Annotated in this window: 21 protein-coding genes; 5 read left to right on the top strand and 16 right to left on the bottom strand. The window is 43.1% G+C overall.

Features of this window, described 5'->3' with window-relative positions; genetic code table 11:
• Nucleotides 1-98 precede the first annotated feature (98 nt).
• Together D104_RS20855 and D104_RS20850 are read right to left on the bottom strand one after the other, a co-directional pair.
• Nucleotides 99-1,430, bottom strand: a complete 1,332-nt coding sequence (locus D104_RS20855; RefSeq protein ID WP_024022570.1) for an HlyD family type I secretion periplasmic adaptor subunit — start codon at nucleotides 1,428-1,430, stop codon at nucleotides 99-101.
• Nucleotides 1,431-1,432: 2 nt separating this feature from the next.
• A complete protein-coding gene (locus D104_RS20850; RefSeq protein ID WP_024022569.1) occupies nucleotides 1,433-3,721 on the bottom strand; it encodes a type I secretion system permease/ATPase in 2,289 nt (762 codons plus the stop codon).
• 147 nt (nucleotides 3,722-3,868) lie between these two features.
• Here D104_RS20850 and D104_RS20845 point away from each other — a divergent pair, with 147 nt between their 5' ends.
• Nucleotides 3,869-4,237 (top strand): hypothetical protein, encoded by a 369-nt coding sequence (locus tag D104_RS20845; RefSeq protein ID WP_024022568.1) that lies wholly within the window; start codon nucleotides 3,869-3,871, stop codon nucleotides 4,235-4,237.
• 44 nt (nucleotides 4,238-4,281) lie between these two features.
• On the opposite strand, the gene D104_RS20840 is transcribed toward D104_RS20845, so the two are convergent.
• Genes D104_RS20840 through D104_RS20820 form a run of 5 tightly spaced genes read right to left on the bottom strand, consistent with a single transcriptional unit; the run spans nucleotide 4,282 to nucleotide 8,625 of the window.
• A complete protein-coding gene (locus D104_RS20840; RefSeq protein WP_024022567.1) occupies nucleotides 4,282-6,234 on the bottom strand; it encodes a bifunctional diguanylate cyclase/phosphodiesterase in 1,953 nt (650 codons plus the stop codon).
• A 10-nt stretch (nucleotides 6,235-6,244) separates the two neighbouring features.
• Nucleotides 6,245-6,934 carry a transglutaminase-like cysteine peptidase gene (locus D104_RS20835; protein WP_024022566.1) on the bottom strand — a complete coding sequence of 230 codons (690 nt, stop codon included), beginning with the start codon at nucleotides 6,932-6,934 and terminating at the stop codon, nucleotides 6,245-6,247.
• A 7-nt stretch (nucleotides 6,935-6,941) separates the two neighbouring features.
• Nucleotides 6,942-7,235 (bottom strand): DUF1244 domain-containing protein, encoded by a 294-nt coding sequence (locus D104_RS20830; protein ID WP_024022565.1) that lies wholly within the window; start codon nucleotides 7,233-7,235, stop codon nucleotides 6,942-6,944.
• A gap of 57 nt (nucleotides 7,236-7,292) precedes the next feature.
• A complete protein-coding gene (locus D104_RS20825; protein ID WP_024022564.1) occupies nucleotides 7,293-7,916 on the bottom strand; it encodes a tRNA-uridine aminocarboxypropyltransferase in 624 nt (207 codons plus the stop codon).
• Nucleotides 7,900-8,625, bottom strand: coding sequence for a pyridoxine 5'-phosphate synthase (locus D104_RS20820; RefSeq protein ID WP_024022563.1), 726 nt, complete (start codon nucleotides 8,623-8,625; stop codon nucleotides 7,900-7,902). Before D104_RS20820 ends, D104_RS20825 begins: the two co-directional genes overlap by 17 nt.
• Before the next feature lie 146 nt (nucleotides 8,626-8,771).
• Here D104_RS20820 and D104_RS20815 point away from each other — a divergent pair, with 146 nt between their 5' ends.
• The 3 genes from D104_RS20815 (at nucleotide 8,772) to D104_RS20805 (ending at nucleotide 10,496) form a co-directional block, all read left to right on the top strand.
• Entirely contained in the window at nucleotides 8,772-9,446 is a 675-nt protein-coding gene (locus D104_RS20815) for a DNA-3-methyladenine glycosylase I (protein WP_024022562.1), read from the top strand.
• A 15-nt stretch (nucleotides 9,447-9,461) separates the two neighbouring features.
• Complete coding sequence (locus D104_RS20810; RefSeq protein ID WP_327024803.1) at nucleotides 9,462-10,127, top strand: DsbA family oxidoreductase; 666 nt, start codon at nucleotides 9,462-9,464, stop codon at nucleotides 10,125-10,127.
• A 174-nt stretch (nucleotides 10,128-10,301) separates the two neighbouring features.
• Nucleotides 10,302-10,496, top strand: a complete 195-nt coding sequence (locus tag D104_RS20805) for a (2Fe-2S)-binding protein (RefSeq protein WP_024022560.1) — start codon at nucleotides 10,302-10,304, stop codon at nucleotides 10,494-10,496.
• Nucleotides 10,497-10,511: 15 nt separating this feature from the next.
• Here D104_RS20805 and bfr (D104_RS20800) read toward each other — a convergent pair whose 3' ends face one another.
• From bfr (D104_RS20800) to parC, 3 genes are all read right to left on the bottom strand, one after another.
• Entirely contained in the window at nucleotides 10,512-10,976 is a 465-nt protein-coding gene (gene bfr, locus D104_RS20800) for a bacterioferritin (RefSeq protein ID WP_024022559.1), read from the bottom strand.
• A gap of 11 nt (nucleotides 10,977-10,987) precedes the next feature.
• Nucleotides 10,988-11,461 (bottom strand): bacterioferritin, encoded by a 474-nt coding sequence (bfr, locus tag D104_RS20795; protein WP_024022558.1) that lies wholly within the window; start codon nucleotides 11,459-11,461, stop codon nucleotides 10,988-10,990.
• 123 nt (nucleotides 11,462-11,584) lie between these two features.
• Nucleotides 11,585-13,882 (bottom strand): DNA topoisomerase IV subunit A, encoded by a 2,298-nt coding sequence (parC, locus tag D104_RS20790; protein WP_024022557.1) that lies wholly within the window; start codon nucleotides 13,880-13,882, stop codon nucleotides 11,585-11,587.
• A 183-nt stretch (nucleotides 13,883-14,065) separates the two neighbouring features.
• On the opposite strand from parC, the gene D104_RS20785 reads away from it, so the two are divergent.
• Nucleotides 14,066-14,779: a hypothetical protein gene (locus D104_RS20785; protein WP_024022556.1), complete on the top strand. Its 714-nt coding sequence runs from the start codon at nucleotides 14,066-14,068 to the stop codon at nucleotides 14,777-14,779.
• 28 nt (nucleotides 14,780-14,807) lie between these two features.
• On the opposite strand, the gene D104_RS36925 is transcribed toward D104_RS20785, so the two are convergent.
• The 6 genes from D104_RS36925 to D104_RS20755 all read right to left on the bottom strand — a co-directional run bounded on the left by D104_RS36925 (nucleotide 14,808) and on the right by D104_RS20755 (nucleotide 20,926).
• On the bottom strand, nucleotides 14,808-15,695 hold the full coding sequence (locus D104_RS36925) for a GNAT family N-acetyltransferase (protein ID WP_024022555.1): 888 nt from the start codon (nucleotides 15,693-15,695) through the stop codon (nucleotides 14,808-14,810).
• 332 nt (nucleotides 15,696-16,027) lie between these two features.
• On the bottom strand, nucleotides 16,028-16,906 hold the full coding sequence (gene aguB / locus D104_RS20775) for an N-carbamoylputrescine amidase (RefSeq protein WP_024022554.1): 879 nt from the start codon (nucleotides 16,904-16,906) through the stop codon (nucleotides 16,028-16,030).
• Nucleotides 16,907-16,957: 51 nt separating this feature from the next.
• A complete protein-coding gene (speA, locus tag D104_RS20770; protein ID WP_024022553.1) occupies nucleotides 16,958-18,862 on the bottom strand; it encodes a biosynthetic arginine decarboxylase in 1,905 nt (634 codons plus the stop codon).
• A gap of 152 nt (nucleotides 18,863-19,014) precedes the next feature.
• A complete protein-coding gene (gene lipA, locus D104_RS20765) occupies nucleotides 19,015-19,974 on the bottom strand; it encodes a lipoyl synthase (RefSeq protein WP_024022552.1) in 960 nt (319 codons plus the stop codon).
• A gap of 1 nt (nucleotide 19,975) precedes the next feature.
• Nucleotides 19,976-20,620 carry a lipoyl(octanoyl) transferase LipB gene (lipB, locus tag D104_RS20760; protein WP_024022551.1) on the bottom strand — a complete coding sequence of 215 codons (645 nt, stop codon included), beginning with the start codon at nucleotides 20,618-20,620 and terminating at the stop codon, nucleotides 19,976-19,978.
• Nucleotides 20,621-20,926 carry a YbeD family protein gene (locus D104_RS20755; RefSeq protein ID WP_024022550.1) on the bottom strand — a complete coding sequence of 102 codons (306 nt, stop codon included), beginning with the start codon at nucleotides 20,924-20,926 and terminating at the stop codon, nucleotides 20,621-20,623.
• Nucleotides 20,927-20,939: the final 13 nt, after the last annotated feature.

Here is a 20,939-nt window from a genome sequence, read left to right as displayed (position 1 = left end):
CTCGTTTTATCAAGTGCAACCCAACTATTCTAACCAGCAAAAAAAACCGAAGTGTTAACATTTGTTACTCGTCTGCACTCCTAAAGATTTTTTTGTAATTACCGCTCACGAAGCGCATTCTGCTGCGCCTTTAAAATGGGCTTTAATAGGTAATCCAAAAGCGTCTTTTTGCCTGTAATAATATCCACTGTCGCTTGCATACCTGGAATAATAGGCAATGGTGCCTTCTCCGTTCCTAGGTAATTTTTATCGGTTCTAACACGAACCAGATAAAAGCTATTCCCTTCTTCATCAAGAATAGTATCCGCACTAATATTTTCCACTACGCCATGCAGACCACCAAAAATAGCAAAGTCGTAAGCAGATAGTTTTACGACGGCGCTAAACTTAGGCTGTATAAAACCAATATTTTCTGGTCGAACTTTCGCTTCAATTAACAAGGAATCTTCAATCGGGACTATTTCCATCAAATTCATACCCGGCTTAATAACACCACCGACCGTATTTAACTGGATTTGTTTCACGATGCCTTTTAACGGCGACCTAACCTGTGTTCTAGACACTTTATCTTGAAGAGAGACACTGGTCTCACGCAGTTGATCTAACTTACTTTTCACGCTCGTTAAGTCCTCTTGAGCATCCACCCGAAACTGAGCATCACTTTCTTCGAGTTTACTTTGTGCTTCTTTCAAGGCAGAACGAGCACGCGGAATCGCTAATTGAGTAGCGTCCAAATCCCCTTTCAATTGATTCACCTGGCGTTCCAATTGCAACAGCTCAACTCTCGATACCGCGCCTTGCTCAAAAGCAGGCCGAGTTAAATCCAATTCTTCTTTCGAAAAGACATAACTCTGTTTTAAATTATCTAACTTAGCTTGCTGCTCAACAATTTCTTGTTTTCTTTGCTCAATTTGCTGCTGGAAACCTGCTTGGTTCGTACGCAACGACTCCAATCGATTCTTGTATAAATCCAACTCTCGATTCACCACCAGAGGATATTCTTCCTTGGCGCTTTCCTCGAATTCCGGTGTCACACCATAAGATTCGGCCTGTAGACGCGTCGCACGAACCTGTAAATTAATAAACTCTGCTTGCTGCTCACGCAATGATGACAAGGCTTCCGTATTCTCAATGGTCATTAATATCTGACCACTATCGACAACCTGACCAACTTGCACGTTGATCTCTTTTAAAATACCACCTTCAAGATTCTGTATCTGCTGCACTTGACTGGAAGGAATGACCTTACCTTCTCCAACCGTTACCTCATCCAGCGACGTATAATTTGCCCACACCAACGCAACCGCGACAAAAACAAAAATAACCCACAAGATAATTCGTCCACCTCGTGGGGTTTTTAACATTAACGCAGCATTACGGTCGGTCAAATACTCTAAATCATCTTGTGAAATTTGGTTTTTGTTACTCATAATTAACTGACCTTCAGCTTGCCTTGACGCAATGCTTCGTGCACTTGCGCCTTTGGGCCATCCGCAATCAAGCGGCCATTATCCATAACAATAATACGATCGACCATATCGAGCATTGAGGCCTTGTGAGTAATCAATATTAACGTCTTGTTCTTCACGCCTTCTATTAAGCGGCGCTTCATTCGCGATTCTGTTGTATTGTCCATGGACGCCGTGGGCTCGTCCAAGATCAGAATGGGTGGATCAAATAACAACGCCCTAGCAATCGCAATACTTTGACGCTGACCACCTGAAAGCAACATACCTCGCTCTCCTACCATGCTGTCCAACCCGCTTGGCTTGCGATTTGCAAACTCCGACACACCAGACAAATCCGCCGCACGAATGATGGCATCGTCTTCCATATACGGAACACCCATTACGATATTGTCCTTTATGGAACCGTAAAATAAATTAACATCTTGCGAAACAGAACCGATATTACGTCGTAAATCGGTTGGATTTACTTGACGTAAATCCACGCCATCAATCCTTAGGGCTCCACTGTCTGGTGTATAAAGCCCTGTCATCAATTTCCCTAGGGTCGATTTTCCTGAGCCAATTCGACCAATAATCGCGACTTTTTCACCCTGCTTAATATTAATATTAATGGCGCTGACCGCTGCCTGCTCTTGATCAGGATAAGAAAAATTAACCGCTTCAAATTGAAAGTCCCCTTTAAACAAGGGACGATGCACAAACTTAACGTTATCCGGTTTTTCTACCGGCGACGCCATAATTTCATTCAAGGAAGTAAACGCCGATTTTGCTTGGTTATAACGCGTCGCCAAACTCGCTACCTGCGCCATTGGCCCAAGCGCTCGACCGGTTAACATCACAGAAGCCACTAAAGCCCCCATACTCATGTTGCCTTCCGATATCTGATAAACGCCAACAATAACAATAATCACCGTCGTTAACTGCTGTGCCACCATAGCAAAGGAGGAAGAGGATTGTGACAGCTGACGTGTTTTCACCCCCCAGTCTGCGATATTACCAACGGCATTTTCCCATTGTTGCTGAAAAACCCCTTCAGCATTATTCAATTTGACGCTTTCCGCGTTATAAAGACTTTCAATCAACACCGCATTTTTCTGCGACGCGGTTTTTTGACCTTCCTCTATTGAACGGCGCAAAGGTATTTGAATAATGATGCTGTATAAAACAATCAACGCAATGGTCACGATTGGAATGTAGCCCACAGGACCACCAATCAGCCAAATAACCCCAATAATCAAAAACATAAAGGGAATGTCAACTAAGGTCGTGATAGAGGCTGACGTAATAAAGTCTCGGATACTTTCGAATTCTTGAAGGTTTTTTGCAAAGGCGCCAACCGATTTTGGTCGAGACGCCATGGTGATGTTATTTACCTTGGCAAAAATCGTGGCCGATATCAAAATATCCGATTTCTTGCCTGCAATATCAATAAAATAAGCGCGAAGCATTCGCAATAAAAAGTCGAACAAATACACCACCGCTGCCCCAATAGCCAAGACCCACAATGTATCAAACGCGTTATTTGGCACGACCCGGTCATAGACGTTCATCACAAAAAGCGGACTCGCGACCGCAAAAATATTAATGAGCAATGAAGCAATAAAAACGTCGCGATATATACGCCAAGAACCAGAAACGGTTCCCCAAAACCAGTGGCCTTTTTTCAACTCTTCTTCATTGCTTTTTTCAGAACGTTTATCAAACTGATACAAGGGGCGAACAAAAAAACAGTACCCAGTATAAATCGCATTCAGATCGGCCAGTGACAGCAACACTTCACCCTCACCGGACTCAGGCTGAAGCACTTTAGCGACCCCTTTAACGCTGTCTACTTCTAATAAAATACACGCTTGTTTGTCTTCCAATAAAAGCACAGCAGGAAGCACCATATTTGGAACTTTCTTTAATGCTCGCTTAACAAAGCGCGAGCTAATGCCAATACGTTGTGAAGCTCGCTGAAAGAGCTCCGGTGTCATGGCATTATTTGTGATAGGTAAGCCCGCAGCAATTCCGTCCGCAGTATAAGGATTGTGAAAGTATTTACTTAAAAGAACGAGGCAATCTAATAGAGGGTTTGGATATTCTAGTGTTGTGTCATGCGTATTCCATTGTGGACCAACATTTCCAGAGTCATCTCCTTTTAGTTCTTCCATTATCTCTTCGCCAGACTCATTGATAATGTCACTTTCATCGTGTGACTTACTTCCTACAGGTGACGAAGAGTTCTGTTCTGAACGATCAGAGTCAGACATACTCTATTTTCTCCTAAACAACCGAAAATCTGATTTACAAACCAACAATACAATGGCTACAACTATAGTCTAGAATAGTGTTTATTAGGTAATATGTGAAGCGAACTAATAGCCTTAGTACAAATTGAAACATAGAAGGAAATCAACATGCTATACGCAAAAGTCAACGAAAATGGTGAGATTGTGGATGTCGCTACATCCCATTCAGACGAATACTCATTATTGGTGGCGCCCAACGAACCGACGGTTGCGAAGCTATTAGAAAATAAATTCACCACATCAAGCAAAAGCACACAGGACATGCTGACCAATTCAGACAGCGATATGATGCGAATTTTAGAAGATCTCATTGACCTTTTATCTGAAAAGCGTCTGATACAATTTACGGAATTGCCGATGGCGGCGCAGAAAAAGTTACTGAGCAGAAAGTGGGTTCGTGGTGTACATAATGGCCAGGATGATAGCCTGATGGTAGATCCCCATAAAGCGGAAGGCGACAGTGATTCTTTAATTTGATGCTCTTGCTTTTAGTCAAGCAAGAGCAGGTAGCCTCCCCTTCCCTACATTTCTTGGGCTCGGCCAATGACAAACCCTTGCCCACCAGCAACATCAAAGCGCTTTAATGCCATTAATTGCTTGTCGTTTTCAATGCCCGTTGCAATTACTTCAATATGCAAACTATTAAACATCTTACACAAGGTGTGCATAAAGAAGGACTCAGATTCCTTGCCTGCCGCCATACGAGTGTAGGATGAATCGACTTTGACATAATCTGGCATCAGCGTTTGCAAATACTGGAACGCTGAGAATTGCTTACCAACATTATCAATACCAAATATAACACGCTGTGTTTTAAGCATCTGAGCCAACGCATTTGACTGTTCTTCTTCCAGCAAAACACTCTGCTCCGAAATTTCAAACATCAGTTTGCTCTTAATATCCGGCGTCAAACTGTTTAGCGTTTTACCTAACCATTCAATGAACGCGGGTTTCGCATAAGACGATGCGGATAAATTCACCGTCAAAGGAACATCCACCGGTCTAGATTTAATATACTCAATCACTCGCCCAATAATCACCTGATCTATTTGACTCGCCAAATCAAACTGTTCAGCCAATCCTATAAAGTACCCAGCATGGTAGTTTTTACCCGCGTGATCCAACCCCATAAATACCTCTTCATGCAACATCGAAGGAGTATCACCAATGATCGTCACGACCTTTTGCTTCTTAAGTTTGAAAGCGCGATGTTGGATCGCAGATTCCAAAATTTCTTTCCAAGCGGTACGGCTAATCGACAGATTTTGCCCCATATTAAGATCAAAAACCTTACTGGTATTGCTCCCTTCACGCTTTGCTTCACGCAATGCGGCATCCGCTTGTGACATCGCATTGGAACGAACGACAGAGCCATCAATAGTAACTGCCCCGATATTGGCTACCGATTCTGAATAGCTGATACTGCCAACATTCAAATCCATCAACTCGACCATAATTTCTTCAACTACTTGTTGCAGCTGACTGTGATCGAAATTTGGCACCAGCAGTACAAAATCCGCACCAGACAAACGAGCCAATGTCGTATAAGAAGAAATGGTCGCGACTTTCTTCGCCAATATGTCAGCTGCAGATTGAATGAACATATCGGCAGATTCATAACCACGTTCATTATTCAATTTCGCCAAATCAGCAAGACTGATCAAAACCAACCCATCCACACCGCGCTCTCGTTCTGAAAAGTGTGACTTCATCTGATTTTCAAAAAAATGTCGATTTCCCAGACCACTGACAGGATCTTTAAACGCTTTAGCTTGAAGCCATTGAGCCGTTTCGACTTCCGACGCAAACTCTTTTTTCAGCTTTTCAGCCATTCGGTTCATAGACAGCACAACGGATTTCAGCTCCCTTGTTTTTGGAACCTTAATCATTTCGATAAATCGACGCTGCTGGATTGCTTCGGCTTGCTTTTCAAGCTCTGCCAACGGTCTAAATAAATAGCGTAACGCGATACTGCCCAAAATAAGCGTAATCGAACCGATGATAAAAAATGACACTAACAAATCACGCGTTGCCAACCAAAGTTGGTTATAACCATAGCCTGCGCTGCCGGTAATGTAGACCTGCCCTAGCTCACTCCAGCCATTTGAGATTACAGCTTTGGCCACAGGGACTTTAAAATCGATGAGATCAATAAACCAACTCGGCACACCGTCAATTTTGGTTTCATTGGCGCGAGCAATATCTTGGTCATTATCATAAACATGGATTTTCACCTCAGAGAAATAGCCACTGTCGAATACCGCATTAATACTGCTTTCTACAGACGCATAATCTTCTAACGCCATAAAATCCGACACGGACATACTTAATGATGTTGCGGAATCCTGAGTGGTAGATTCCAGCTGCCCGATTAAATAGCCTTTAGTGGTGTTAAAGTTGATGCCCATTACAACAGCAAGCATCAATGAAAATATGGCGATAATCGTTATCATTAATTGGCGGAACAATGTCATCTATGTTCTCCTAATTTGTAATCGTATTAAGTCGATTATTTAAATCTGTCCATAAGCTCAATCGTGATGAGCCCCCTACCAACACACCGCGTCCTTTTTCTTTTGAAAGCCATAAATTTTCAGCATTAAAGGAATAAATGGGCAGCAAATCATTTCGCTTTGACGCAGGTTTTAATTCTTTATCAAGATTATCGAGCAAAACAGGGACAGAGGTTGGTTTGTGGTAATAGGCCAACACCATATGATGCTGATTGAGCTTTAACGCCTTAACATACACCAGTCGAAGTTTTTCATCAGGCACGCCCAGCTCTCTTAAGGTAAAATATTTAGCGATGGTAAAGTCTTCACAATCCCCCGCTTGCATCCCTAAAAATTCAATAGGCGTCGCCCAATAATCTTCTTTGCCCCACAGTTTAATATCGTCAACAAATTCCATTTGATTAAAGAAGTCATTCACCTTCTTGAGTTGATCGACAATGGAAAGGGATTTAGATTCGTCAACCAGTCTGCGCCAAGCCAAAATACGTTTTTCTGCACCAACGCCATACACCGCACCCGCTTGTTTAGCCAACGTGCGATATTTTGATGAAACATCCGCGTACAACCAAAATGACGAAACGCAACACATGACCATAAGCACACAAACACAACGTTTGGCGCTATTGAGAAAGAAAAAAAACGAACCGAGTCGTTTTTTCATTTCACCGTCACTTATCAGACTTAAACTTTACATCAAAAGCGGCCAACTGCTCTGGTGTCGCTTTTGGTTGATACTTGTTTTTCCAACTCTCATAAGGTTCACCATAAACAAACTCTCGCGCCTCGTCGTACTCTATTTTCTCACCTTGTTGCTCAGCTTCTGCCATATACCACTTACTTAAACAGTTACGACAAAAGCCAGCCAAATTCATGAGATCAATGTTCTGTACGGATTTATTAGCATCAAGGTGCTTCAAAAGGCGACGCAGAACGGCGGCTTCAATTTCAGTTTGCTTATTCATAATACGCTCTAATCTCTGTTTTAATTTACCGTATTGACCACACGTTTATAAAAGCGATCAATCATGACGATGACTCAGTGGCTGCCTTCTCCATTGCCACGCTTGTGCCGCTACCATGAACGCTCGTAACGGCTGCATATTCTCGCCTGACACTTGCTCAATACTATAAGCACACGCCTCTAGAGTCGACAAGGACACATCACTTGGCGATTTTCGAATACTGTACTGCCCCGACGGCGGCCGTGAAAAACACACCGCATCAAATCGGTGTAACAAGGGTTCCGTCAAATACATTTTTTTGGCCTTACGCCACGTCGCATCGAGTAAAATTAGCCCTTCGATGCAACTCGCTTCCGACGCCGTTATAGCCTCAACGGGCATCGCGTCATCCGAAGGAAAAACCAATCGCCATTTTGCCGCGTCTTTCTGTATCAGCAATAATTGCAAGGCATCTACATCATTCGTTGAGACGCACGTCACTGATGCCAACCCCAAACATAATAATGGCACAGTATTCTTAGCGTGCGTCGCTTCTTTTGGGTCTTGTACGATCAATATTTTTAAGCGCGTAGAAAGCGCGGGTATCCATTCGCAAACGCACTGAGTCAGTAGAAAGCCACAGTTTGCGCAAACCGCTCTACTAACTCGTTGACCTGAACGTTCATCAAGACAATTTGGCAAGGTAGGCCTTCACCACATTATCCCAACCAAGATCCAATGCCTCAGCCGTCAACGCGTGCCCTATCGACACTTCCGTTATTTTCCCTTGCTCGCACAACGTCTGAACATTGTTTAAATCCAAATCATGGCCTGCATTCACTCCTAAGCCAGCATCCAGAGCTGCTTGAGCTGCCGCTTGATACGTCGCAAGCACATCACTAAAACCGTCCTTCCCATACGTATTCGCGTATGCTTCCGTATAAAGCTCAACTCGATCTGCGCCGATGTCCTTTGCCAATACCATATTTTCAACATCGGGATCCATAAACAACACAACACGAATCCCTTTCGCTTTCAGTTTTGCAATCACTGGGCGCAAAGCGTCTTGATCTCGTGCGAGGTTCCAACCATGGTCAGAAGTCAGTTGATTCGGATCATCAGGAACAAGCGTGCATTGATCTGGCTCTACTTCCAAAACGACGTCCAAAAATTGCGCATCTGGAAAACCTTCAATGTTCAATTCTGCGCCAGGAAAACGTTTTAGCAAGTCTTTTAAATCATGAGCATCTTGATACGTTGCGTGACGCTGGTCAGGCCTTGGATGAATCGTGATACCAAAAGCACCAAGTTGTAATGTTCGCTCAGCCATCTCGACCATATTTGGGTAATTTCTTCCTCGAGAATTTCGAAGCAAGCCAATTTTATTCAGGTTAACGCTTAAGTGTGTCATTCAAATTTTCTCGATAGGACCATTTCTTCGCATTATAAGGCAAACAGATAGTGTCCATCACTAAAATACCAAACAAGATATGCGTTCAACCCACTTTATGCACAAAAGCTTATGATAAACTGAGCGCAACAAAACAGGAGCCTAAGATGACATATGAACGCTTCCAATCCATATACGATAGAGCCGCGCTTCGTCATGGTGGAAAAAACGCCCTTGAAGAAATGTTCTGGCGGCCATTAAACACAGCCCAACTCAGCCTAATGAGCGACGACAGGTGGTTATCGGCCTTTTCCCAGAAAGTGTTTCAATCAGGCATTAACTGGAAAGTTGTCAGCAATAAATGGCCAGGATTCGAAACAGTATTTTTCAATTTTGATATTGAAAAAATGCTGCTCATTCATGATGAAATGTGGGAGGAAAAAGCCAAAGACATTCGTATTATTCGCAACCTTGGCAAAGTCATGACCATTCGTGAAAATGCTCTAATGATAAGCGAATGTCAGGCAAGTCATGGCTCCTTTTCTCAGTTTGTTGCCAGCTGGCCCAGCGACAACATTACGGGGTTGTGGGCTTATCTAAAAAAGCACGGTGCAAGACTCGGCGGCAACACTGGCCCTTATACTCTCAGAGCCATGGGAAAAGACACCTTTATGCTGACAAAAGATGTTGAAGGGTATTTACGTCTAAACGACATTATTACCACAGGCAGAGACACGCAATCAGCATGGAAAGCCGCACAGAATGCGTTTAATCATTGGCATCAAGAAAGCGGCCGTTCTTACGCGACAATAAGCCAATGCATTGCGCTAAGCGTCAACTAACTATTTTCGAACTTTATATTTCATATTTTAGGAGAACCCATGGCCGATTTGCGTATCGACATTATTTCTGATCTCGTTTGCCCTTGGTGCTACTTAGGTTATTCACGCTTAAAACAAGCCATTGAACAACTCGGTGATGATTATCGTATCGACATTCGCTGGCAGCCGTTTGAGCTGCACCCAGATATGCCAATTGAAGGTGCCGACAGAGAAACCTACCTCGGCGAAAAATTTGGCAGCCCTGAAAAGCTAAACGAAGCGACACATGCACTTCAACAAGTTGGCATTGAAGCAGGTATATCATTCAATTTTTCAGAAAAAGATCGCTTGCCGAATTCCAAACTTGCGCATCAGTTTGTGCACGCTGCCACAAAATCAAATTTAGCAACGCCTTTTGTTTTGGCGGTCTTCCACGCCTATTTTACGGATGGGAAAGACATAGGATTAAAAAGCACATTAGAAGACATTGCGTTGAGTATTGGTTTGCAAAAGTCGGATATCGAATACGCACTTAGTCCTGAAGCGAAAACACTCACAGAGAAAAAACTGCAGCACTTACGCCGCTTAGACATAAACTCCGTACCAACATATGTGATCAACGATAAGTTTCTGATTCAAGGTGCGCATGATCCTGAGTCTTTTCTCAAAGTACTTAACGACATTGCAGAAAAAGACGCTTAGCCCCGAGAACACATTTCTCATCAGAGGGTTAAAGGCCTTTTTTAGCCCTCTCTTCAATAATCTATTAAAAAAACTATCAAAGAATACAAACAGATAAATTTTTATCTATTGATAATCATTAACATTAAAAATACAATCGTGAGATTAAAATATTAGTGCGAGTGATTTTCATTTATGTACGTTTGTATTTGTAATCAAGTATCAGACAGAGCCATTAAAGCCTCTATACAGGAAGGAGCGACTACCATGCGTGCCCTGTATAAAGAGCACAGCATTGGTAGTCAATGTGGTAAGTGTTGCCAGTGCGCAAAAAAGCTACTCAATAACGAGCTGATCAAAATTGCTGAAACCCAATTCCAAGTAGCTTAAATCACAACAAAACCATTACATCTGAGATTGAAGGTAATTCTCAAGCCCAGAAACACCGATTAAATGCTGCTGAGTTTCCAACCAATCGATTTGCTCTTCTTGCTCTTCTAATATTTTTTCCAGCGTATCACGACTCATAAAGTCCTGTTTTTGCTCACAAACGTCGATCGCCGCTTTCAGCGCCGACAACGTATCCAATTCAAATTCCATGTTGGCTGCAATCATTTCTTCGCTATTTTCACCAATGCGCAGACGACCAAGGTCCTGTAAATTCGGCAGGCCTTCTAAAAACAAAACACGCTCAATCAAACGATCGGCATTTTTCATTTTCTGAATAGACGTTTTATAGTCCGCTTTATCCAAGGCGCTAAAACCAAAATCTTTGAACATACGAGCATGAAGAAAATATTGATTAATTCCCACCAATTCATTCGCCAACACTTGATTCAGCTTAGCAATAACGTCGCGATCCCCTTTCATAAAGTGTCTCCTTAGTTACCCATTTGCGATTGATAGTAATTCTGCATGCCAATTTTTTCCATTAACCCAAGCTGTTGCTCTAACCAGTAAACATGATCTTCTTCTGTATCAAACAATAGCTTTTCAAGCGTTTCACGCGTTTGATAATCGCCTTCTGACTCACAAACAGCAATGGCATCGCGCACACAGCTAACCACTTCTAATTCAAGTGTTAGATCATTTGAAATCATAGAGCGCAGATCAGAACCGATAAGCAAATCACGGCGTTTTGTCATACATGGAACACCTTCCAAAAACAAAATACGCTTAATCAACCAATCCGAATGCTGTGTTTCTTCTTCCATTTCATGATTCAGGCGTTCATACAATTTATTCAAGCCCCAATCATCATACATGCGTGAATGTATAAAATACTGATCAATTGCAGCCAATTCATTTGCCAATAACGCATTTAAACTGTCTATTACTTTTTGACTACCTTTCATTGTCGTTTCCTCTTATTGGTCGCGAATCCACTTCACGTAATGAGTCATTTACTCAGTGTTTTATCCAAATTGGCACGGTGGTCTAGCCGATAAGTCTATGACCACAACGCCTATTTATCCATTTTAAAATAAATCTTGTTTCGTTGGCTCATTCACTTTAGCCAGTTTTCCTTCCCCAGCTTTAACCTCAAGAGCATCTATACGTTGGAAACCTCTCGGTAGTTTTAAACCTCTACGTCCCCGCTCCCCCAGGTACTCTTCCAAGTCCTTTTCAGCGAAAGACATAAAACGTTTACCGGCATAAGCAGTTAACAAGTCATTAGGCTGAACACACGCCATCGCAACCACCAACTCTTCTCGGTCGGCTGCCCGTGCAGAAGGGATACTGATCATTTTATTACCCTTGCCTTTTGCCATTTGCGGCAAAGAAGCCACATCAAATGCGAGCATGCGCCCTTCATTTGATATGGCTACAACGCGACCCTGCTCCGGATGTTGAACCAACACTGGCGCCATGACTTGAGCACCTTTAGGCAAGCTCAACGTTGCTTTTCCGGCTTTATTTTTCGCGTACAAATCTTTCAGCTGCGCAACAAATCCATAACCTGCATCACTTGCTACCAAATAATGCGCGTCTTCGCTGTCTAGAATCATCGACACAATGGTCGCGTCTTTTTCCAGTGATATTCGACCGGTTATCGGCTCACCTTGTCCTCGAGCGGAAGGCAAAGTATGCGCTTTGACGGAATAGGTTCGACCATTAGACGCAAGCAGAACCAACGTTTGATTGGAGCGCCCTTTTGCACTGACCAGAAACTCATCGCCCGATTTGTAGCTCAAGCCATGCACATCAATATCGTGACCTTTCGCAGCGCGAACCCAACCTTGTTTAGAAATCACCACAGTGATTGGGTCATTTGACAATAAGTCTTCTTCGCTAAATGCTTGAGACTCTTTGCGAGCAACCATCGGAGTACGGCGATCATCACCAAACGCATCGATCGCTTCTTGAATCTCTTCTGTAATCAGTTTTTTCAACTTACGGTCTGAAGACAACAAACCCTCTAATTGCTTGCGCTCTTTTTCCAGCTCATCCTGCTCGCCCTTGATGCGCATCTCTTCGAGTTTGGCGAGATGACGCAATTTCAATTCAAGAATCGATTCAGCTTGCATATCGGTTAAGCCAAAACGCGCCATCAACTCAACTTTTGGCTTTTCTTCTGTGCGTATAATATCGATTACTTCATCAATATTTAGATACGCGATTAATAAGCCTTCTAAAATGTGTAAACGATTCAGAACTTTGTCGAGACGAAATTGCAAACGGCGACGTACAACATCGATACGAAAGCGCAGCCATTCAGATAAGAAATTCTTAAGGGGTTTTACTTGAGGCAAGCCATCTAACCCAATCACATTCATGTTTACGCGATAGGACTTTTCCAAGTCTGTCGTCGCAAAAAGGTGCGTCATGACAGCATCAATATCAACACGATTGGATTTAGGCACAATGACTAAACGTGTTGGGTTTTCATGATCTGACTCATCTCGTAGATCGACCACCATAGGCAATTTCTTCGCCTGCATTTGCGCGGCTATTTGCTCTAGGATTTTACTACCAGACGCTTGATGAGGCAGTTCATTAACAACGATTTCACCTTCTTCAATCGTAAAACGGGCTCTGGCTTTAATCTGGCCTTTACCCGTTTCGTATAACTTAACAATGTCGCTCTTCGGCGTGATAATCTCACTGCCTGTCGGGAAATCTGGCCCCTGAACAAAGTTAAGCAAGTCATCAAGGCTTGAATCAGGGTTGTTCAACAGGTGAATGCAAGCACCGCCAATTTCACGCAAATTATGAGGCGGAATATCCGTTGCCATACCAACAGCGATACCTGTTGTGCCATTCAATAATAAATTAGGTAATCTTGACGGCAGCACAGACGGTTCTTGCAACGTACCATCAAAGTTTGGCGTCCAGTCTACTGTGCCTTGACTTACCTCTCTGAGTAATACATCCGCGTATTTAGAAAGTCGAGATTCGGTATAACGCATCGCAGCAAACGATTTTGGGTCATCTGGCGCGCCCCAGTTACCCTGACCATCAACCAATGGATAGCGGTATGAGAAAGGCTGAGCCATGAGCACCATGGCTTCATAACAAGCACTGTCACCATGAGGATGGAACTTACCCAACACATCACCCACGGTACGAGCGGATTTTTTGTATTTCGCGCTGGCTTTTAAACCCAACTCGCTCATCGCATAGACAATGCGTCGTTGTACTGGTTTTAAACCGTCGCCAATATGTGGCAATGCTCGATCTAAAATAACGTACATGGAGTAATTTAAGTACGCTTTTTCTGTGTAGTCTTTTAATGAAAGGGTTTCATTCGACTCGAAATTTGACAACTCACTCAAGGAAACTTTCCTTCTACAATCGTTTGCATGTGCAAATTATCGACACACACGGATTTCATAAACTATTCTGGACTCAACTATAAAGAAACACCCCAACACACTGCAACACTCACCGTAAAATTATCGTGGAAAGGTCCGTATTCTCGTGCTTCAATACAACGGATATTTAAAAAGGTACTGATAATGAACTTATCTGATCACAATACGCTCGCCCCAATGAGCTATAGCCTAGGCGAGCCCAGTAAGCACACTATCATCTATCAACAAGATGACCTTTTTATTGCGCACGAACATCTTTTTCAAAACGCTACGCCAACTCGATTTTATCACCATAAAGACGATAGTTTTCTTTTTGTCATTAAAGGCGAACTGTACTTACAACAAAACACATCAGACGATGAAAAAGAATCTGCGCTAAAAAAGCACCAAGGGATTTGGCTACAAGCTGGCTCGATCAACAGCATCACTTTATTGAGCCCGACTGTAGAGCTTTGCTTGATACGATTACAATCGACCACAAAAATAACCATGGGAAGTCTGTTTAAGAAAGTATCATCTGGTACGGTTGAATCAACCCTAGAAAGAAACAAAATCAAGACATGGCCACTTTGGCAGGGACAATCAGAACATATCGCACTGGAGCTGTATCCGCCACACTACAGAGAAACGCTTTACTATCAAAAAATGGCGACTCAATACTACCTACCACTCAACGGCATACTTTATATATCCAACGAACAAAAGCTGCCCACGGCCTGCCCAAGCCTAGGTCAGGTTATCCCTAAGAAAACCCCAAGAGCGATTTTAAACCCGAGCTCAGAAAGCATTACCGTTCTGACGGTGACGACGCAACAGCACTCAAAAGGAAGAGTGTTGTTACTCAAAAAAACCTCTTAAAAAAGGTTAATGCTTTGATTAATCGTCTTTAGCGGAGTGTTAGTGCCGTCAGAATATGATTTTCCCATTGCCCATTGATTTTCAAATAATCTCTCGCTGTGCCTTCTATGTCAAAACCCAGTTTATCCAACACCGCCGCACTTCGAACATTTCTAGGCATATAACTCGCCTGTATCCGATCAATACGAAGATCCTTATGAAGGTACTTTAAGCCAGCGCTCAGAGCCTCTTGCATAATACCTTTCCCTTGCTCACTCTCGCGTAAACTATAGCCGAGATTACAAGCTTGAAAGACACCGCGAATAATATTCGAATAGTTACTGTACGCGAGTATTTTGTCTTCATTAGGAGTCAAAAAACACAACACAACCCCAGTATCTTCTAAAAAATCTCTTCGCATTTCTCGAACTCGTAACTGGCACGTGTCAAAAGAATAGTAGCCTTCACTTCTCAGTGGCTCCCATGGCGCCAGAAAATCTTTCTCTTCATTTATATAGTCATATAAAAGTGAGGCCTGAGCTTCTTCTAACACCTTTAATATGCCTCTTTCTGTCTCGATTCGTGGAAAACGAGAAGCATGCAATTCTTGCAAAGCATTTTTAAATGATACGTCTCCTTTCACCTCTAGCAGCTTTACGGAATATTCCTCATACCAAAAACTCTCACCGATAGACAACGTTCTGCGCTGCATATCATGATTAAGCCACGCATCGGCGGCTTCTCGAGTTTGCCAATATGTAAGCAGTACATCCATTTCTCCAGCCGCATACTCAGCCCCTAAATAGCCAGGTAAGTCTTTGGCCAAAGCCAGTGTTTTTTCAGCCATGATTCGATAAGTAAGGTCACTCAACAACAACTTACTAGACAATAAAACAGCAAAATAAGGCAGTGTATTTGGGGAACTAAATACGTTCATCGTCTCTCTATAGTAAGTGGTTAAGGGTTTAAATGAGGGTGGACTGTCGATTATATCCGCGCGTATTCTAAATCTCAGACTATAGTTAATATCTACGTCTTGGACAGATCTATACTGACGAGGACACTATCTCTCATAGCGCCTTGTAATACAAAGCTCGCAATTCGCTTTACATTGCCGTCAGATACACATGTTGCACTATTTTTAAACTCTTTTTAGGCTTCGAAAAGCCAAGTGCAAGTAGATCTTCCTTATTGAGATTCCTCCCCTAAATCAATAAGGATATGGATAGCCTTGTGCCCGCATACCGCGGGCACTTTTTTGTTCTTTGACTATTTTTCCCAAGTAATTCCAGCACCTGACGTGATCGCTTGATATTGATCTGGTCGACGGTCTCGAAATAAACCAAAAGACCGACGCGCTTTACGATTCGCGTCTAAGTCATACTCCGAGTACAAAATAGTACTTTCATTTCGATCAGCAACGCATTTCATTGCGCCCATTTCATCGGTCATAAATGACGAACCGTAAAACTGAATAAAACTGTTTTCACCTTCTTCTCGACCCACGCGGTTTGCTGCAATAACCGGCACCATATTCGCGGCAGCATGCCCTTGCATGGTTCGTTGCCAATGATCTTTCGAGTCCCATTCAGGATACGGTGGCTCAGAGCCAATGGCCGTAGGGTAAAAAATCAATTCAGCACCCTTTAAAGCAAGCTCACGAGCCAATTCTGGGAACCATTGATCCCAGCAAATACCGCAACCAATGCGGCCGAACTGGGTGTCCCACACTTTTATTCCAGTGTTTCCTGGCGTGAAATAGTATTTCTCTTGGTAACCAGGTCCATCAGGGATATGTGTTTTGCGGTACAAGTCCATCACATCGCCATTGGCATCTATCATCACCAAAGAGTTATAGAAAACATTGCCATCGCGCTCAAAAAAGCTAATAGGCAAAACAACGCCCAACTCTTTTGCAAGTTCGCTCATCGTTTGAATGGCCAAGCAATCATTAACCGGCTGAGCCCAGTCAAAATACGCTGGTTTTTGATCGATGCAAAAATAAGGCCCCATAAACAATTCTTGCAAAAGAATGATGTTTGCCTTATTCGCCGCCGCCTCTCTTACTTGTAAAACGGCATTGTCTAAATTCGCTTGAAAATCCTTGCTGACCGCCATCTGAACGCAGGCCACTTTTACATTACTCATTTTCCACTACCTCCAAAAAAGTATGGACCGTCATTAACACAACGGTATGTTTTATACCTGAGTTAGATACGTTGTGCCTTCAAGCACTTTTTTATAGGTTGCCAAAAGCGCAACTTGTTCATCTTGACTCAATGGGCTTGACGCCACTTTATCTTGATAGCGTTTCATTAATTCATGCTCATTATAGCTAACCGATTTGAGTACATCCTGAACACTGTCACCCTTCAAAACGTGATCAATTCTAAAACCATCGTCGGTCAAATACACATCAACAGAACAGGTGTCACCAAACAAATTATGCAAGTCACCCAAGGTCTCTTGATAAGCCCCAACCAAGAAAAAGCCCATTAAATAGTCTTCCCCTTTTGCTGGCGGTGGTGGCAATGGCAAAGATGACTCAATACCTTGACCATCAACATAGCTGTACAAGCAACCATCTGAATCACAGGTAACATCTTGAATTTTTCCTCTAAAAGAAGGCGCTTGTTCCAACCCTTGCAAAGGCAGAACAGGGAACAATTGATCAATCCCCCACGCATCTGGCATAGATTGAAAGACGGATAAGTTAACAAACAATTTTTCAGCCAAACGCTCATTCAACTCATCGATAACAGAACGATGCCCTCTATTACGGCTGTCTAATCTAGGCAACAAATTACGACATGCAGAAAGAAAAAGGTTTTCCGCTTGCGCTCTTTGAGAAAGGTTTAGTTGGCCATGATTGTACAGGGCCAAACTGTCGTTAAAGTCATCTAACAAGTCATGATAAACCTCAACCAAAGATCGACTCTCTTCATCATCCTGACCTTTTAAACTTTGATAAGAGCTCCACAGTCGCTGTAACTCCAACACACTGTCATCCGCTGGCTCCTCAATAGGCAAGTGTTCAGCGCCATGCGAAAAAACATCCGCAATCATCATGGCATGGTGAGCCGTAACCGCGCGCCCAGACTCAGAGATTAAATGCGGATGTGGGAGTTCGTATTGCTCACACACATTATGAAAAGCGAACACAACATTATTGGCGTACTCACCAATACTGTAATTGGCCGAGAAATCATTTTGACAGCGAGTACCTTCATAGTCGACACCCAAACCACCACCAACATCGACCCACTTAACCTCAACACCCATTTGGTGAAGTTCTGCGTAATAACGAGCGCATTCTTTAAGACTGTTTTGAATATCACGAATACGGGTAATTTGTGAGCCAAGGTGAAAATGAATTAATTCAAGGCAGTGCAACAAGCCAAGCTCACGTAAACGATCAATAGCTCGCAATAGTTGAGATGTCGTCAGACCAAATTTAGATTTTTCACCACCGCTGTTGCCCCAATGCGTCGTGCATGTCGATGCCAAGCGAATACGAATACCAATGCGAGGTTGAACACCAATTTTTTCGGCTTCCTCCAAAATCCAGTCAAGCTCGTGCATTTTTTCCACAACGATAAAAACCTGATGACCCATCTTTTCAGCCATTAAGGCAAGATGAATAAACTCTCGATCCTTATAGCCATTACATACGATGATGCCATCCGCTTTTTTATGCATCGCCAGCACCGCCATCAATTCTGGCTTACTGCCTGCCTCCAACCCAACGGTAGAAGGATTATCCGGCTGACAAGCTGCAATTTCTTCGACAACCCGTCGCTGTTGATTGACCTTAATTGGATACACAATGGCGTATTTTGCTTGGTAATCGTAATGCTCTATCGCCTGCTGAAAGGAGTTACTGATTTTTTCAATGCGCGAATGAAGAATATTAGGAAATCGAACAAGACACGGATAAGGGATCCCTTGCTCTTTCAGTGCAGAAGAAAGCTCCGTTAAATCAATGCTATTTTCCCTATCAGGCAAAGCAATCACTCGACCTTTATCATTGATTGAAAAAAAACCGCTGCTCCAATGACTAACATTGTAAAGCTCCATAGAGTCTTTGATTGACCAAGGCTTCATATCATCTCCATAAATCTAACGAACTGTAAACTAGCGCCCTTTTTATAGAGGCACATCATTGTGAAACACAGATATATTTTAGTTTCTTTTAGCATAAAAAAAGCGGGGCTAAGAAATATCTTAACTCCGCTTTAATGTAGCCGTCGAACACATTAAGAAACGCGTTCGCCATGTGCTTGCTTGTCTGCGTGATAAGACGAACGGACCAAAGGTCCACACGCTGCATGCTTAAAGCCTAAGTCTTTTGCCACCTGCTCATAACGAGCAAATTCTTCAGGTGGTACAAAGCGTGCCATTGGGAAATGATGCTTAGACGGTTGCAAATACTGACCGATGGTCAACATATCAACATTGTGCGCTCTCAAGTCTTTTAGCACTTCCACAATTTCTTCAAACGTTTCACCCATACCAACCATCAAACCAGATTTAGTTGGTACATCAGGACAACGATCTTTGAAATTTTTCAATAGGTCCAATGACCACTGATAATCCGAACCCGGTCGCACTTGGCGATATAAACGTGGGATAGATTCCAAGTTATGGTTGAACACATCAGGCGGCGCGATAGATAACGTATCAACTGCAACATCCATTCTGCCACGGAAATCAGGCACAAGCGTCTCAATTTCAATGTTTGGACTTTCCGCGCGAGTCTCTCGGATACATTCAACAAAATGCTGCGCACCACCATCACGAAGGTCATCACGATCGACAGAGGTAATCACTACATATTTGAGCTTCATATCGCGAATAGCGGCCGCCAACTCTTTAGGCTCATCTTCTTTCAACGGATTCGGGCGACCATGGGCCACATCACAGAAAGGACAGCGACGGGTACAAATTTCACCCATAATCATGAAAGTAGCCGTACCATTACTGAAACATTCACCTAAGTTCGGGCAATTCGCTTCTTCACAAACAGACGCTAATTTATGCTCACGCAACGTGGCTTTAATACGAGCGATCTCAGGCGAGGCTGGCATACGAACACGAAGCCAATCTGGCTTCCTAGGAATCTCTTCTGTTGGAACAATCTTAATAGGAATACGCGCCATTTTATCGGCACCGCGTAGTTTTTCCCCTTGGACAACGCGCTTGCGTTCTGCAGTCATTCTATTTCCACCCTTGTTGGATAGTCGGATAGGTATATCCGAGTTGTTCAGCCAGCTGATTCGCCAACTGAACTTTAACATTCGATAAAGTTACATCTTTGTTTAGACGTTTCATATCAACCATCTGTAAGCCTTGATAGCCACACGGGTTAATACGATTAAATGGGGTGAGATCCATATCAACATTTAAGGCAAGTCCATGAAATGAACAACCTCTGCGAACACGCAACCCTAATGATGCGATTTTTTGTTCGTCCACATAAACACCTGGTGCATCTGGCTTTGCATATGCTTCAATTGAGTTCATTTTCAAAGTATGAACCACAGAGTTTTCAAGCACATTCACCAAATCACGAACGCCTATTCCAAGGCGCTTTAGATCAATGAGAACATAAGCCACCAATTGACCTGGCCCATGATACGTGACCTGACCACCTCGGTCGACCTGAATCACCGGAATATCACCGGGGGCCAACAAGTGCTCTTCCTTGCCAGCTTGGCCTTGTGTGAATAAAGATGGGTGTTCCAACAACCAAATTTCATCAGCATCGTCCTTTGAACGAGTCTGAGTGAAATGTTTCATTCGCTCCCATGTGTCGGCGTACTCAACAACACCTAAGTCACGACCTATTAAATCAAGCGCCATCTACATGACCATCTTAACGGCTTCAATCGCCATCAAATCACGATGCAACGCCGATAATTGAGCTTCACTGTGCGCCACTATTCGGAAACTATAGCTAACAAAACGACCTTTGCTAGAGCGATTCACACCCTCTGCGTTTGTGTCCATTTCAGGCGCATGAATAAGCAGACGCTGTGTTATTTCCGCATGAATACCATCCACATCAAGCGAAACCACTTTGATGACATAATTGTCGCAAGGAAATTCTATTTTGGGTGCATCTACTGCTTTCTCAGCCTGATCACCGTCTTTTGTAATAAGTGCCATTAACCTACCATTC

This window comes from Marinomonas profundimaris, assembly GCF_000508165.1.
Lineage (GTDB): Bacteria > Pseudomonadota > Gammaproteobacteria > Pseudomonadales > Marinomonadaceae > Marinomonas > Marinomonas profundimaris.
This window is presented reverse-complemented; position numbering and strand designations above follow the sequence as displayed.